At 65.2% G+C, this 13,405-nt stretch carries 11 protein-coding genes; 5 read left to right on the top strand and 6 right to left on the bottom strand.

Annotated elements, in window-relative coordinates:
• Positions 1–54 precede the first annotated feature (54 nt).
• The 5 genes from ABIC94_RS01435 (at position 55) to ABIC94_RS01415 (ending at position 5,124) form a co-directional block, all read left to right on the top strand.
• Positions 55–705 carry an FHA domain-containing protein gene (locus tag ABIC94_RS01435; RefSeq protein ID WP_354370793.1) on the top strand — a complete coding sequence of 217 codons (651 nt, stop codon included), beginning with the start codon at positions 55–57 and terminating at the stop codon, positions 703–705.
• Between the two features lie 27 nt (positions 706–732).
• Positions 733–2,994, top strand: coding sequence for a CHASE2 domain-containing protein (locus tag ABIC94_RS01430; RefSeq protein ID WP_354370791.1), 2,262 nt, complete (start codon positions 733–735; stop codon positions 2,992–2,994).
• Positions 2,995–3,023: 29 nt separating this feature from the next.
• Positions 3,024–3,827, top strand: coding sequence for a 3',5'-cyclic-nucleotide phosphodiesterase (locus ABIC94_RS01425; protein WP_354371409.1), 804 nt, complete (start codon positions 3,024–3,026; stop codon positions 3,825–3,827).
• A 200-nt stretch (positions 3,828–4,027) separates the two neighbouring features.
• Positions 4,028–4,546, top strand: a complete 519-nt coding sequence (locus tag ABIC94_RS01420) for a pilin (RefSeq protein ID WP_354370790.1) — start codon at positions 4,028–4,030, stop codon at positions 4,544–4,546.
• Positions 4,547–4,614: 68 nt separating this feature from the next.
• Complete coding sequence (locus ABIC94_RS01415; protein WP_354370789.1) at positions 4,615–5,124, top strand: pilin; 510 nt, start codon at positions 4,615–4,617, stop codon at positions 5,122–5,124.
• 572 nt (positions 5,125–5,696) lie between these two features.
• Here ABIC94_RS01415 and ABIC94_RS01410 read toward each other — a convergent pair.
• The 6 genes from ABIC94_RS01410 to ABIC94_RS01385 are packed head-to-tail and all read right to left on the bottom strand — an operon-like array spanning position 5,697 to position 13,299.
• Complete coding sequence (locus ABIC94_RS01410) at positions 5,697–9,902, bottom strand: PilC/PilY family type IV pilus protein (RefSeq protein WP_354370787.1); 4,206 nt, start codon at positions 9,900–9,902, stop codon at positions 5,697–5,699.
• Positions 9,903–9,916: 14 nt separating this feature from the next.
• On the bottom strand, positions 9,917–10,561 hold the full coding sequence (locus tag ABIC94_RS01405) for a pilus assembly PilX family protein (protein WP_354370785.1): 645 nt from the start codon (positions 10,559–10,561) through the stop codon (positions 9,917–9,919).
• Complete coding sequence (locus tag ABIC94_RS01400) at positions 10,558–11,784, bottom strand: PilW family protein (RefSeq protein WP_354370784.1); 1,227 nt, start codon at positions 11,782–11,784, stop codon at positions 10,558–10,560. The genes ABIC94_RS01405 and ABIC94_RS01400 overlap by 4 nt, the downstream gene beginning before the upstream one ends.
• A complete protein-coding gene (gene pilV, locus ABIC94_RS01395) occupies positions 11,781–12,188 on the bottom strand; it encodes a type IV pilus modification protein PilV (protein ID WP_354370783.1) in 408 nt (135 codons plus the stop codon). The genes ABIC94_RS01400 and pilV overlap by 4 nt, the downstream gene beginning before the upstream one ends.
• Positions 12,185–12,805, bottom strand: coding sequence for a pilus assembly FimT family protein (locus ABIC94_RS01390; protein WP_354371408.1), 621 nt, complete (start codon positions 12,803–12,805; stop codon positions 12,185–12,187). Before ABIC94_RS01390 ends, pilV begins: the two co-directional genes overlap by 4 nt.
• The gene (locus ABIC94_RS01385; protein ID WP_354370782.1) at positions 12,805–13,299 is read right to left on the bottom strand and encodes a type IV pilin protein; all 495 of its coding nucleotides are present in this window, start codon (positions 13,297–13,299) and stop codon (positions 12,805–12,807) included. The genes ABIC94_RS01390 and ABIC94_RS01385 overlap by 1 nt, the downstream gene beginning before the upstream one ends.
• Positions 13,300–13,405: the final 106 nt, after the last annotated feature.

The raw sequence follows: 13,405 nt of genomic DNA, 5'->3' as shown, positions 1-13,405 counted from the left end.
ACCAACCGTCGTTCCGCTTGTCATCAATCAATTTCTGCACTTGGGAAGTCGGCAATGCCGAAAATGATCATTTCGATCGATGGCGTTGTCATCGAGCAAGTGGCGCTCGCCAAAGACCGGACCACGCTGGGGCGGCGCGCCTACAACGACATCGTCATCGACAACCTGGCGGTGAGCGGCGAGCATGCCGTGCTGCACATGCGCGGCGGCGAGGTCGAAATTGAGGATCTCAACAGCACCAACGGCACCTACATCAATGCGCTCGTCGTCCAGAAGCAGGTGCTCAAGGACAACGACGTCATCGAACTCGGTGGCTGCCGCATTCACTTTCGCGCCCGCAGCAGCCTGCAAATCGGCCCAGGCTCGCCGCGCAACGGGACCGACGATTTCGATCCCTCCATTCCCCTGTCGGCCGCACCCACCGAAGCTGGCGCGCTGGTCGAGCTCGGGATCCCCATGCTGCGCGTTCTCTCCGACACCCACGGCGGACAGGACGTGCCGCTGCAGAAGGTTGTCACCACCATCGGCAAGCCCGGCGTTGCCGTGGCGGTTGTCACGCGCCGCCGGCAAGGCTACGTGGCGGCCAGCGTCATGGGCGAGGTCACGCTCAACGGGGCTCCGCTCGGCTCCGACGCCGTCGGTCTGCAGGAACGCGACGTGCTGGAACTCGGCGGCGCCACACGCATGCAGTTCGTGCGGGTCTGACCTCGAAGCCCGCGAGGGGCCGACGCCATGAATGCGCTCAGGCGGCATTGGCCACGCATTGTCATCACCCTGCTGCCGGTCTTGCTGGCGCTGGCGCACGCCACCGGTGCCTGGCGCCTGGGTGCGCTCGACCGCCTCGACCACTTGATTTACGACACGCGCCTGCGTGCCACCATGCCGGGCACGCTCGATCCCCGCATCGTGATCGTGGACGTCGACGACGCCAGCCTGGCGAGACAGGGGCAATGGCCCTGGGCGCGTGACAAGCTGGCCCGGCTGACCACCGAGCTCATGGGGCGCCAGCAGGTGGCGGTGCTGGGCTTCGACGTGATGTTCGTCGAGCCGGACCGGAGCTCCGGCCTCGACAAGCTGCGCCAGATTGCGCGCGGGCCGCTGCGCGACATGCCGGGCCTTGCCGGGGAAATCGAACGGCTCGCGCCCGTGCTCGACAACGACGCCACCTTTGCCAGGGCCATGGAAGGCAAGCGCGTAGCGCTCGGCTACTACTTCACGCGAACCGAAAAGCCCGGCGCCAAGGGGCAACTGCCGGCGGCTGCGCTGTTGCCGCCCGAAGCCTTTCCGGCGGGCCATGGCTACGCCACCGGGTGGAACGGCTTCGGTGCCAACCTGCCCGTACTGGCAACCGCCGCGCCCGCGTCGGGTTTTCTCAACACGCTGGTCACGTCGAGCGGCGACGGAGTGATTCGTACCGTGCCGCTCATCGCCCGCTATGAAGGCGACAAGGGCCGGCCCGGCTACTACGAGTCGCTGGGGCTCGCCGTCTACAGGCTCGCCAACGGCTCGCCCCCCGTGCTGCCGGCCTTTGCGCCGGGCGGCGCCGTGCCCCGGCTCCAATCGCTGATCGTCGGCGGCCTGCGCCTGCCGGTCGATGAAAGCGCCAGCATGCAGGTGCCGTTTCGCGGCCCGGGCGGCGCGGACGGCGGCTCGTTCCGCTACGTGCCGGCCGGCGACGTGCTCGAGGGCCGGCTCGCGCCGGGCGAACTGAAGGGGCGCATCGTACTCGTGGGCGCCACCGCGCCGGGCCTGCAAGACCTGCGCGCCACGCCCGTGGGCGCCGCATTCCCCGGCGTCGAGGTGCATGCCAATGTGGTGTCGGCCATGCTCGACCGTCGCCTGCTCGCCGTGCCCGACTACGCGCCCGGCTACGAAGTGCTGAACGTGCTGGCCGCGGGGTTCGTGCTCGCACTGGGCCTCACGCTGCTGCCGGCGCCGCGTGCCGTTGTGCTGGGCATCGTCACGGTCGGGGTGCTGGTCGGCGTGAACGCCTGGCTCTATCAGAACCACAACCTCGTGCTGCCGCTGGCCTCGGTGCTGGCCATGGTGGCGCTCGCTTTTGTCTTCAACATGGGCTGGGGCTACTTCATCGAGTCACGCGCGCGGCGCGGGCTGGTGCGGCTCTTCGGCACCTACGTGCCGCCGCAGCTGGTCGACGAAATGCTCGTGACCCCCGGCCGCTACAGCATGCGCGCCGAGAGCAAGAACATGACCGTGATGTTCTGCGACATGCGCGAGTTCACCCGGCTCTCGGAGCAGATGACCCCGGCCGAACTGCAGGCCTTCCTCAACACCCTGTTCAGCCGGCTCACCAACGTGATCAGCGCGCACCGCGGCACCGTCGACAAATACATGGGCGACTGCGTCATGGCCTTCTGGGGCGCGCCCATCGACACCCCCGACCACGCCACGCTCGCCGTGCGCGCCGCGCTCGAAATGGCCGAAGCCGTGCGCGACGTCAACAAGGCGCACGGCGCCGACGGGCGCCCCCAGATCAGCGTGGGCATCGGCATCAACAGCGGCGTGATGAGCGTGGGCGACATGGGCTCGGCCGCGCGGCGCAGCTATACCGTTGTCGGCGACGCGGTCAATCTCGCGTCCCGGCTCGAAGGCCTGAGCGCGCACTACGGCGTCGAGATCATCGCCAGCAGCGCTACCCGCGACCTCGCGCCCGGCTTCCTCTGGCAGGAGCTCGACAGCGTGCTCGTCAAAGGCAAGGCCCAGGCCGTGGCCGTGTTCACCCCGCTGGCCCCCGACACCGGCACCCGGACGCCCGCCGCACAGCAGCAGCACGAGCAATTGCGGCGCTGGGCCGATGTGCTTGCCGCCTATCGCCGGCAGGATTGGGCCGCAGGCCGCAACCTGCTGGACCCGCTGCTCGCCGCAGATGCCAAAAAAGTCCTTTACCAGCTCTACGCCCAGCGTTTAGCCTCCATGGCAATGCGGCCGCAAGACCCTGAATGGGACGGCGCAACCCGGTTCGAAACCAAATGACGACAGGCACAAGCAAGGGGTCTTTCACAATGCAGGTTCGTGTGCTGGGTTGCTCAGGCGCCATTGCCAAGGACTGCCGGACCACGTCGTTCCTGGTCGACACAGACCTGCTCGTCGACGCAGGCACCGGCGTGGGCGACCTCACGCTCGACGAAATGGCCGCCATCGACGACGTGGTGCTCACCCACTGCCACCTCGACCACATTGCCGCGCTCCCCCTCATGCTCGACGCCGTCGGCGGCCGCCGCACCCGCCCCCTGCGCGTGCACGCCCTGCGCGCCACCATCGAGGCGCTGCGCGCCCACATATTCAACAACGTCATCTGGCCCGATTTCGAGAGCATTCCGAGCCCCCATGCGCCCTTCGTGAGCTTTCACGACATCACCGTCGGCCAGGTTCTGCAACTGGGCAGCGCCACCCCCAAGCGCGTCGAGGTGCTGCCCGCCGTCCACACCGTGCCGGCCTGCGGTTTTGCCGTGTGCCGCGCCGAGGGAGGCGCCAATTGGGTTTTTACCGGCGACACCGAACGCAACGCCCCCTTCTGGGACCGCGTCAACGCCCTCGACGTGGCCATGCTCGTCATCGAGACTGCCTTCAGCAACCGCGAGCAGGCCCTGGCCGAACGCAGCCTGCACCTGTCGCCCCGCGTGCTGGCCGACGAGCTGGCGCATATCGATCCGGGCAAGCAATACCCGATCTACATCACCCACATCAAACCGGCCGAAACCGAAGAAATCATGAGCCAGATCCAGTTGCTGGCCGGGCATCAGGTGGCGGGGCTGGCGCAGCGGGATATTCGCTGGTTGAAGGCGAATGGGGTGCTGACTTTTTGAGGCGCCGAGCGGTTGGCATGACAAATTTGTCACGGTTTGTCGCGCCTCGAAGCGGTTTTTGTCACTCGATGTAACTTCTGTACTGGTGAAGTGACCAGATTCGTCGGCGCAAGGCGCCAGACGGGGTGGCACAGATGCTGCGGTAGGTACTCCGCTCCGGGCTGGTTCCCGGGCTGTACAAACCAACCTGGAGTTTTTGAATGAACCGTCGTTCTATCGCACGCAACGTGCAAAAGGGTTTCACCCTTATCGAGTTGATGATCGTTGTGGCGATCATTGGTATCTTGGCTGCTATTGCTCTCCCCCAGTACCAAACGTACATCGCCAAGTCGCAAATGTCGCGTGCGATGAGCGAATCGGGTAGCGTGAAGACCGCTGTTGAAAACTGCGTGGTCGAAGGCCGCACCACTGGTGCCGTTCATTCCAACTTGCCCGCCGGCACGGCCTTGGCTGCTGGCGCATGCTCGCTCGACGCAACCGCCTCCTCCATCCTGACGGGCACCGTCCAAGGCACTGGTACGGCTGCTCCGGCTGGCACGGGCTACCCCACCACGACGGACCCGCTGGGCGCTACGCCAGTCATCACCGCCACGCTTGGCAACGGCGCCGCTACGGTCCTGGCCGCTGGCACTGTGACCTGGACCCGCTCGGCCGAAGGTTCCTGGACCTGCGCCACGACAGGCATCGATGCCAAGTACGTGCCGCGCGGCTGCCAATAATCTACTGCGCTCTGCTCAAGCCGCCTTCGGGCGGCTTTTTTTATACCCAAACCATCTCGAGCATTCTTATGAGCGCCTCAAACACAGAAGTTCGCGGCTTCACGCTGATCGAGCTAATGGTTGTAGTTGCCATCGTCGGCATACTCGCGGCGATCGCAATTCCTCAGTATCAGACCTTTGTCTACAAATCCCAGGTGCAGCGCGTGGTAGGCGAATCCGGGGCCCTCAAAACGGCGTTGGAGACCTGTCTTTCAAGCGGCAGGTTCAATGTTGGAAACCCGGCCACGGCCGGAAACTGTGATCCTCAAGCGTCCGGCTCGAGTCTCCAGGCGACGGCTGGCAACGCGGCGCCAACAGTTGCAGATCCTTGGGTGTCAGCAGGCACGGGCGTTCCGCAAGTTGCCATGTCCGCAACAACTCCTTCGACAATCGTGGCGACATTCGGAAATCTTGCAGGAGGGCCGCTGCAAGGCACTCCCGCTGGGACTGTCACGTGGGAGCGAGACCTGCGCGGAAGCTGGAGTTGCAGGGTTGCCAACATAGACCCCAAGTACGTTTCCTCAGCATGCCCCCTGTAGGTAGGCACGGCGTTCACGTCAGATTGCCGGTTTGCCGCAAGTCATGCTCTGAGTGACCTGCCAGCAGGCCACGCAGGCAGAACATGTGCCGAGTCCTTGCTGCTGCTTGCTGCCGATCGAACCAAGAAAGCAACGCTGCACCTGTGGGCGCGAGAGCTTGCCTCGCAGGAGCGCTTTTTGGGTCTTTTCTACCCGGAGTTCAGGTCCTCGGTGCAAGCTCAGAGTTGATGCTCTAGTTGCACGGGCTAGCTCATCGCGCCGGTTCTTCGGCATCTGAGCCGGTGCGGCCGTCTTGTGAGCAAAGATCGACATTGCGCCGGGCGTAGCGCTTTGACCTCATCTAACACTGTGCAGCGTGTGCCACGCTGGAGCCTCGAGTAATCGCTTCCTCAGGTCTGCGGCAAGCAGCCGCAGCCTTGACCCAGAGCATCGGCCTGGCTCAACTCCTGATGTTCGTCGGCACAACCTTATGCATGCGCAAGAACACGGGATGAGCCTGCGCTGCATAGCAGCTGTTGCAGAGCAAAAAAATGCGGTGCGAACGAATCACACCGCATCTGAGTTCTCGGCTCTTAATCCGCCGTCGGCACTTCCCGCCAGTTCACCAGCCGCAGCCCGCTACCGGGCGGAGGGTTGAACCCGATCTTGTCCAGGTTGCCGCGCACGTCGCCCGAGATCAGGCGCACGGTACCGTCCACGCCCACGAACTTGAGGTCGGTGATCGCGGTGGTGGACTGCACGAACGCGGCGCCGCTGGCCAGGGCCGTGCGGCCGGTGTTGTAGTCAATGGCGTAGATCCGGCTCTGGCCCGATGGGCTGCAGGCATCGCCGCTGGTCAGCAGCGACGAGAACGCCACGATGCCGTTGAAGGCGACCGGGCTCGCCACCATGCGAAGGCCGATGCCGCCTTGCGTGCCCAGGTCGAGGTACCAGCCGCGCGAATCGGCGGGAACGACGGTGCCGCCCACGAGATCGGTGATGGCGGTGAGCCCGCTGCGGGTCACGGGCATGGTGCTGTCGGCCGGCTTGAAGACCGTGGCGGTTCCGTCGATCACGGCATAGAAGCTCTGCGTCGCGGCGGAGTTGATGTCGCTGGAATCGAGCAACTGGCCGGTGCCGACCATCACGTAGCGCTTGCTCGTCGTGGGCTGGATCTGCACCAGTGGGCGCGAAGTGATGGGCTGGGCCACCGGGGTGGTTGCGCCGTCGGTGAAGAGGGCGATCTTGGCCGGCGCCGGGTAGGCCGTGGTCGTGCCCGCGGGCGCGGTCACGTCGAAGCGCCAGAGCTGGCCGTTGAGATCGCCGACGTAAATTGCGTCAGCCGTGCCGTCGCTCAGGTCGGAGATGAAGGCGGTGGCATGGGTCATGCCGTTGGCCGTCGCGCCGGTGCTTACCTTCTGCAGCAGCGCGCCGGTTTCCGGATGCACGAAGTAGAGGTAGCCGTTGCGATTGGTGTTGTCGTTGTGATAGCCCGAGGTCAGCACCACCACCCAGCCGTAGCGCTTGGTCTTCAGAACCAGGGGTGCGCCGTAGCTGAACCCCATGTCCGTATCGGTGAACTCCCACAGCACCTTGCTTGCGAGGATGGTTTCGTCGGTGATTGCGCCGGGATCGGTCACGTCGAGGGCGTAGAAGCTCTTGCCGCCCTTGCCGAGGCCGCCGACGAGCAGCGAGCGCCAGTCGGAGCCGGTGGCCGCAAAGGTGCCGCCGGCGCGGTCGAAGTCGACGTCGACCACCTCGGGTGTGGCATCGACGTAGTACTTGTGCAGGTAGTTCGGGTTGCCGAGCTGGGCCAGGCCGTCCGCGGCCGGTGAGGCCGGGGTGCTCGGGCCGTTGAAGAGGGCGCTCGGCACGTAGGCGAACTGTTCGCGGCCGGCGTCGGTGCCGGTGAGTTCACCACGGAATGCATGCAGCATGCCGTCGTTCGCGGCGGCGTAGACCATGGTCGGGCGCGTGGCCTTGGCCGTCTTGAAGGCGGCGTAGCCGCGGTTCACCGCGTCGGAGTAGGCCGAGGCGGGCGGGCCGACGGGCTTCACCTTCGAGTTGACGATGTCTCCCAGCAGCTTGCTGCGAAGCCGGTAGGGCTTGGTTCCGTCGCTTGCCGTCTTCTCCTGGCTGCGATCGCCGCGCAGGTAGTTCAGGTAGTTGGCGCTGTCGTCGCCGGTGACGTAGAGCGTGTCGAGCGCGGTCGCCTGACTGCCCGTTCCGGTGGTGAGATTGCCGATACGGAAGGCCACGCCGGCCGTTCCGTTCCAGGTGGCAATGCGCCGGTCGGTGTTCCAACCGGTGCCCGCGAACTGGGTCGCGAGCTTGGTGGTGCTGTTCCATGCCGCCGTGAGCGAAGGCGTACCGTCGGTGGCAAAACTGATGCTGCTCGCACTCACCACGCCGGTCCAGTCCTGTGCGTCGTATTGCGAGGCATACGAAGCCGAGCCGGTGGCCGAAACCTGCAGGGCCGAGAGCGAGAACGAGGTGGTGTACGCCTGGATGGCATTCACGATGCGCTCGAAGGCTTGCGTCAGGCCTCTCACCAGCGTGTCGGGCTGGCCTGCGGCAAAGTAATTGTCGGGTCGCGGTTGCGTCAGGTTCGCGGCACGCGCGTCGGTCAGCGTCTCGCCGCTGGTCGACCACCAGTCCAGCGGAATGGTGCCGGCGAAGGTGTAGGGGTCGAAGTCGGCGGGCAGCTTCTTCTGGTCCAGTCCACCGAACTTGGCAGCGAGGTAGAACTGGTTGTTGAACTGGAAGGGCTGCTCCAGCACGTCCACCCAGTAGGTGCTGACCGTCTGCTTGCCGATGGTGTTCGCCTGTCCTGCCACATCAGGACGGATGTCCTTGGTGTTGGAGTCGAACGCAAGGCCCGCAATGTAGGCGGAGTTGTCGCGGCCGCTGTAGCTGTTTGTGTTGCCCAGATTGCCCAGGCCTTGGAGTGCGCCCACGCGGTTCGTGGCCGTTACCGCGTTGACGGTGTTGTCGTTCGCCACCTCGGTCTGCATAGCGGGCTCACGGGTGCGGTAGGCGGTGTTGCCGGCCACATTCTTGTCGACGTGGGTGTAGATGTCGCCAATGCCCAGCACGAAGTTGCGCTGGCAAGAGTACTGGATCGGGTCGCCCCAGTTGGTGATCACCGGGAAACCGTCGACCCAACTGGTCTTCGTTGCGGCGTCGGCAGTGCCCATCGAACTCCAGGCCGCAACGTTGTCGAGGTTCTTGTAATACCGGATGACCGCGTAGTACAGCTCGCTGACCGGGTCGTAGTTCTTGTAGTCGCCCGGAAGGATCTGGCCGAACTTGTTCAGGTAGTTCATCACGCCGCTGTCCGCGATGGCCACGCCGGTCGCCGTCGTGGTTGCGGTCGCATCGATGGCGTCGGGATTGCGGATGAAGGTGCCGTCCGTCTCGCTCCACTCCTTGTTCGCGTTGGTCGCGGGCGCCTGGCCGGGGGTCGGCGCGGTTGGCCCGACGAATTTCTGCCGGGCGCGCAGCACGCCGCCGTCGCGCTGGTCGCTGCTGTCGTTCAGGTAGCCGAAGGCGCTGAAGCGCATCTTGTCGGCGTACTTCTGGATCAGCCCTTCGGGCTTGTAGTTGGAACCGTAGGCCTTGCAATTGGCTTCGAGTCCACCGGCCGCGGCTGAAGGGTCGCACACCTTCACGCGCATGGTGTAGTCACGGTCGACCGGCCCGGCATCCGAGAACGGGACGAAGGTGTTGTTCGACGAGGGCGTGCGCCAGTGGAACTGCATCACTGCGCCGCCGCCGCCTTCGTAGTACTCGATCTGCACGCTGAACGTCTCGCCCGCGGTGAGCGAGATAATCTCGGAGTCGTTGGTGGTCGCGCCGTGGTCGGTCCAGTTGTTGATTCGCCGATTGCCGTTGGTGAAGTTCTGACCACCGTTGCCGCTCTTATTGACCCAGAGCCGCACACCGTCGTCGCTGATGGTGCGGAAGACGTAGTCGCCGGTCTCGGGTGCCGTGTAGGTACCGACGAATCGCGCCGAGAAGTTGTCGGCATTCACGCCGTTCACGGGAGCGGCGGTGCCCCAGTCGTGGTTGGCGGTGTCCTCGGTGACGACGGCGATTGCCGTGCCGTTGAGATTGACGTTGTTGAAGTACCGCGCCGTCATCGTGCGGCCGCCCGCGCCGCCCGTGGTGGTCACGCGCATCTTGAAGCCGCGGTTGGTGATGCTCGTTCCCAACGCAGTGGCGCTATTGAACGGCGTGGCGCCTGCAATGGCCGCCGCCGGGAGCGTGCGGTCGGGGAACAGGCCGCGGTTGCCGTGCCAGGCTTTTTCCAGGATGGTGGTGGTGGCCGTGTCGACCACGCGCCGGCCGCCGGTCATGGCCCAGCGGAAGGGGTCGATGGTGGCGGTGGAGGCCCAGTTCAGGAAGTTGCCGCTCCACTTGTCGTTGTTGTCACCCGTGCAGGTGCGGTTGGTGGCGGCACCCGCCGGGTAGAAGTAGCTGGAATCACCCTTGTCGGTGGTGCTGACGCCATTGGCCGTGGCGTCGACCTGGTACAGGTAGCACTTGGCCGGATCGAAGTAACCCAGGTAGTTGGTGTCGCTGGAGTAGTTGCCGACGTGGGCCGTGCGCGATGCCGTGGGCCATTCCACCGAGAGCGCCAGTGCCAGGTTGCCAGGAACCTCCGAGGTCGAGAACACGGGCTGGTTGGCGAGCGGAATCGCTGACGCGACCATGGCGCTGCCGAGCGCCAGGCCGAGGCCGGTGGCGATGGTCGCGCGGCATACCGCGCGAACGGACGAACGAATTCTTGTTTTCATGATTCGCCTGTGCCCTATTCGGGCTTGGTGAAGGAGGCTTGCAGAAACACCTGCGTGTCGCGCGGACCATCGACGCGAACCGACACGCGGTAGATGGGCGGGCTGGGAATGGACGGGCCGGGCGTGGGCATCTGGCTCTGGTCGCCACCTGGCGTTTCGGTTTTGGACGGCGAGTACACGCAGCCGCTTTTGCCGATGCTCGCGAAGGTGCCGGTGGCATTGCACATGCGGTCGATCACGTAGCGCACGGTGGAGCCGCCGCTGCCCGAGATGGGGGTGCCGGTTGGCGTGAAGGCGTTGCCCAGCACATCGGGCCCGCTCAGATCGGTCTTCTTCAGCAGCACCTCCGGAATGCCCTGGGCATTGGTGGCGAGCTGGATCGCGCTGTAGTTCGCCGTGGCCACGTTGTTTGAAGTCGCCCCCGCCGCGGCGAGCGCGCCGCTGGGATTGAACTCCCGCATGGCTTTTGCGATGGCGAGTTCCCCCTGGTTCACCAGGTCGCGCTTGAAAGCGAGGTTGCCGGCCCCGGCCAGCGAGGTGTCCATCGAGCGCATGACGGCCACGCCGCCCGCGAGCAGCACCACCAGGATGATCAGGCAGAACAGTAGAACCACGCCGCGCTCGCGCGCCGGGCCGTGCATTTTGGAAAGTGTCTTCATGGGAAAGGCAGCAACAGCATGTTGCGAAGCGGGATGGTGGTGTCGATGACGCGGTGGCGGTACCTCCGGTCGTCGGTCGCAATGGTCAGCGTGCGATGGCGATCTGTCGGGAGGTCGCTGAAGATGGCCAGGTCGCCTGTCATGACGGGTTCCTTCTCCAGCAGGCTGCTTTTCATGACCAGCACAACACGCGCCGCCACGATGTGGCGCATGGTGTCGGGCGCGAGCATCAGGGTTCCGATGGCATAGCCCGCGGCGGCAGGATCGATCCATGTGTCCGCGGTGCCGTTGCTGTCGGTATCGACGCCGTACACCGCGTACAAAGCGACGATGCCGTCGGCCAGCGCCGTCATGGCAGATGCGTCAGTGCCCTCGTCGCTATCGGCGCCGGCCGCTCGCAGCAGGTCGTAGGCGACCAGCGTGCGATTGGCATTCACGCCGACCAGCTGGAACTGCAGGTTGTTGGCACCTACATTGCCCAGCGGCGAGAAGAGCGACGTGCCGTCCGCCGCGAGCGTGGCAAGCGACGTGGTGGCGCCGGTGGAGGTGAAGTAGCGCCCTCCCAACCCCAGCACTTCATTGCCGGCCGTAGCCAGTTCCGCGTTCGTGGAACTGACCTGCTCGAGCAGGCAGTCGGCCGTGCCTTCCTTGCTCACCAGCCCGATGTCGCCGTTGCGCAGACCGATGGTGTTGTCCAGCCGCAGGTTGTTGTTGTCGGGAAATCCGGAGCGGATGCGGCGCGGCACGTCGCCCGCCGCCGCGTTGCCGCCCATGACCACAAGGGTGTCCGAAGCGCCGTCGGCGCCCTTGGCAATCAGAAACGGTGCGAGCCGCAGGTTGCCCGCTGCGGCGGCCCCGGAGCCGCCGAGCAGCGTATCGAAGGGCGCCGGAAACGCGGACGTGGTGCGCGGCAGGATCGTGGTGGCCGTGCCGCCGATGAGGCGCGAGGCGCTCAACTTGCAGCCGAACAGCCCGCGCGTGCCGGTCTGTGCAAAGCCGGAGCCGGCGCTTCGCAGCAGGCGGTCGATCATGTAGGCGGCATAGGTGCCGCTCTGGTTCATGTCATTGGTTGATGTGGTGCTGCGCTTGTGCGCCTCGCCGACGGTGACCGCGCTGGTCACGGCGAGCACCACGACCAGGCCGATGACCATGGCCACCAGCAGTTCGATCAGCGTCAGGCCGTGCTGCGCGGCGCGGAGAAAGGGGTTGGAGCGGGCGTTCATGGCGAGGGCGGCAGCGTGACGCGCGTGGTGAGGCGGCTTTTCGGCTCGGTCGCCCGCTGGGAGGGGCGCCAGGTGATGACGATGTTGGCGGTGTTGGTCGCGGCGTCCGATTCGATCTCGACCTCGCCGTCGGGCAGGCCGCCGGCTCGCGGGTTGCTGGCGCGGGTGGTCCAGGCTGCGGCGTCGATCACCACGGTGCGAGTGGTCCACATGGTGGCAGCGATGTCGTTGGCGATCAGGGCGGCGCGGTTGCGGTCTTCCGCATCGATCGACAGGTTGATCGCCCGTGCCTGAAGACCGATCAGGCCAAGCATGCCCAGCGAGAAGAGCAGCACTGAAATGAGGACTTCGAGCAGGGCAACGCCGGCTTGGCCGCGTCGAGAGGAGTTGGCGGGGCGTTTCATGGCGCGGCGGCGGGGCAGCCGTCCGGTTGGCTGTCTGAAAGGGTTCTGGCCGGGTCGCACAGGCGCAGCTGTCCACCCAGGGCGACAGTGACTCGCAGAGGGCGATCACCCTCGACCACATCACTCATTTGAATGTCGTACGAATACCCGGCCGCCGGTGGCGCGTCGCAAACAGCGCTGGTCACGCCCGGCGAGGGGTTGGGGACAAGGCGCCCGAGCGAGTTGAAGCAGATTGACTTTGGCCCAGAGATCGTGACGTTGGAGCCGACGTCTAGAAGGATGCCGGCTTCGACGAATGCGCTGGTTTCGCCATCGGTCATCAGCGTCACGGTGTTGATTGCCCAGTTGCTGCCATTGGCCACGGCCGTGTAGCCGCTGCCCGTGGGCTTGTTGTTGGTCAGCGAGAACACAACCTGCCGGTTGCGGCGCGTGGCTTCCGTCTGCGCGAGGCGCAGGCCGTTCTGCAGCGAATCGCTGACCGTGCGCATCTTGTTGTTCCGAACCCACCCGATCATCGACGGCGTGGCGAGGGCGGCGAGGATCGCCATGATCGCGACGGTGACGATCAGCTCGACCAGGGTGAAGGCCCTTTGACGCCGACAGGGGCCCTGCAGCATCAGCACGCCTGCCCCTTTTTCACGATCCAGGAGGAGATGCAGGGGCTGGTCCAGCCCGACCAACCCGACGGCATCCCCTCTGTAGCGCGCACGTTCCGGTGATCGATCGTGTAGATGGCACCATTGGCAGGACCGGTTCCCGTGGCCCTGAGCTTGTACTCAGTAGCCGTAGGAACCGGGTCGGTGCAGCTCACAACGAAATTGCCGAAAGTACGCTTGTTGGTGTCACTTACGGCGCAAGGCGTCGTCAGCGGGTCCAATGTGGCGTAGGTCCGGTTATCCTGGAAATAGCGCTCCATGTCGGCACGCACGGTCGCTAGCGCATTGGTGCCGTCCACCACATAGCCGCGCCGTACATAGTCCTGGTAGCTCGGAATGGCAATAGCCGCCAGCACACCAATGATGACCACGGTGATCATGATTTCGATCAGCGTGAAGCCACGTGAACCGCTTCGATTTCTCAGGGTTTGACGCGGAACCGAATGTTGTTTCATTGACACCTTTCGCGCTCGGCCAAACCTCGTTCAAAGGCGCCGGGCAACAGTTGCAGACAGTTGTCAAAGAATGTCTCTAATTGTGTTTTTTTGCAAAACCGCTCGT

The sequence above is a fragment of the Variovorax paradoxus genome (assembly GCF_040544635.1).
In the GTDB taxonomy this organism is placed as follows: Bacteria; Pseudomonadota; Gammaproteobacteria; order Burkholderiales; family Burkholderiaceae_C; genus Variovorax; species Variovorax paradoxus_R.
The sequence above is the reverse complement of the archived record's forward strand: the minus strand, read 5'-3'. Positions and strand labels throughout refer to the sequence as shown.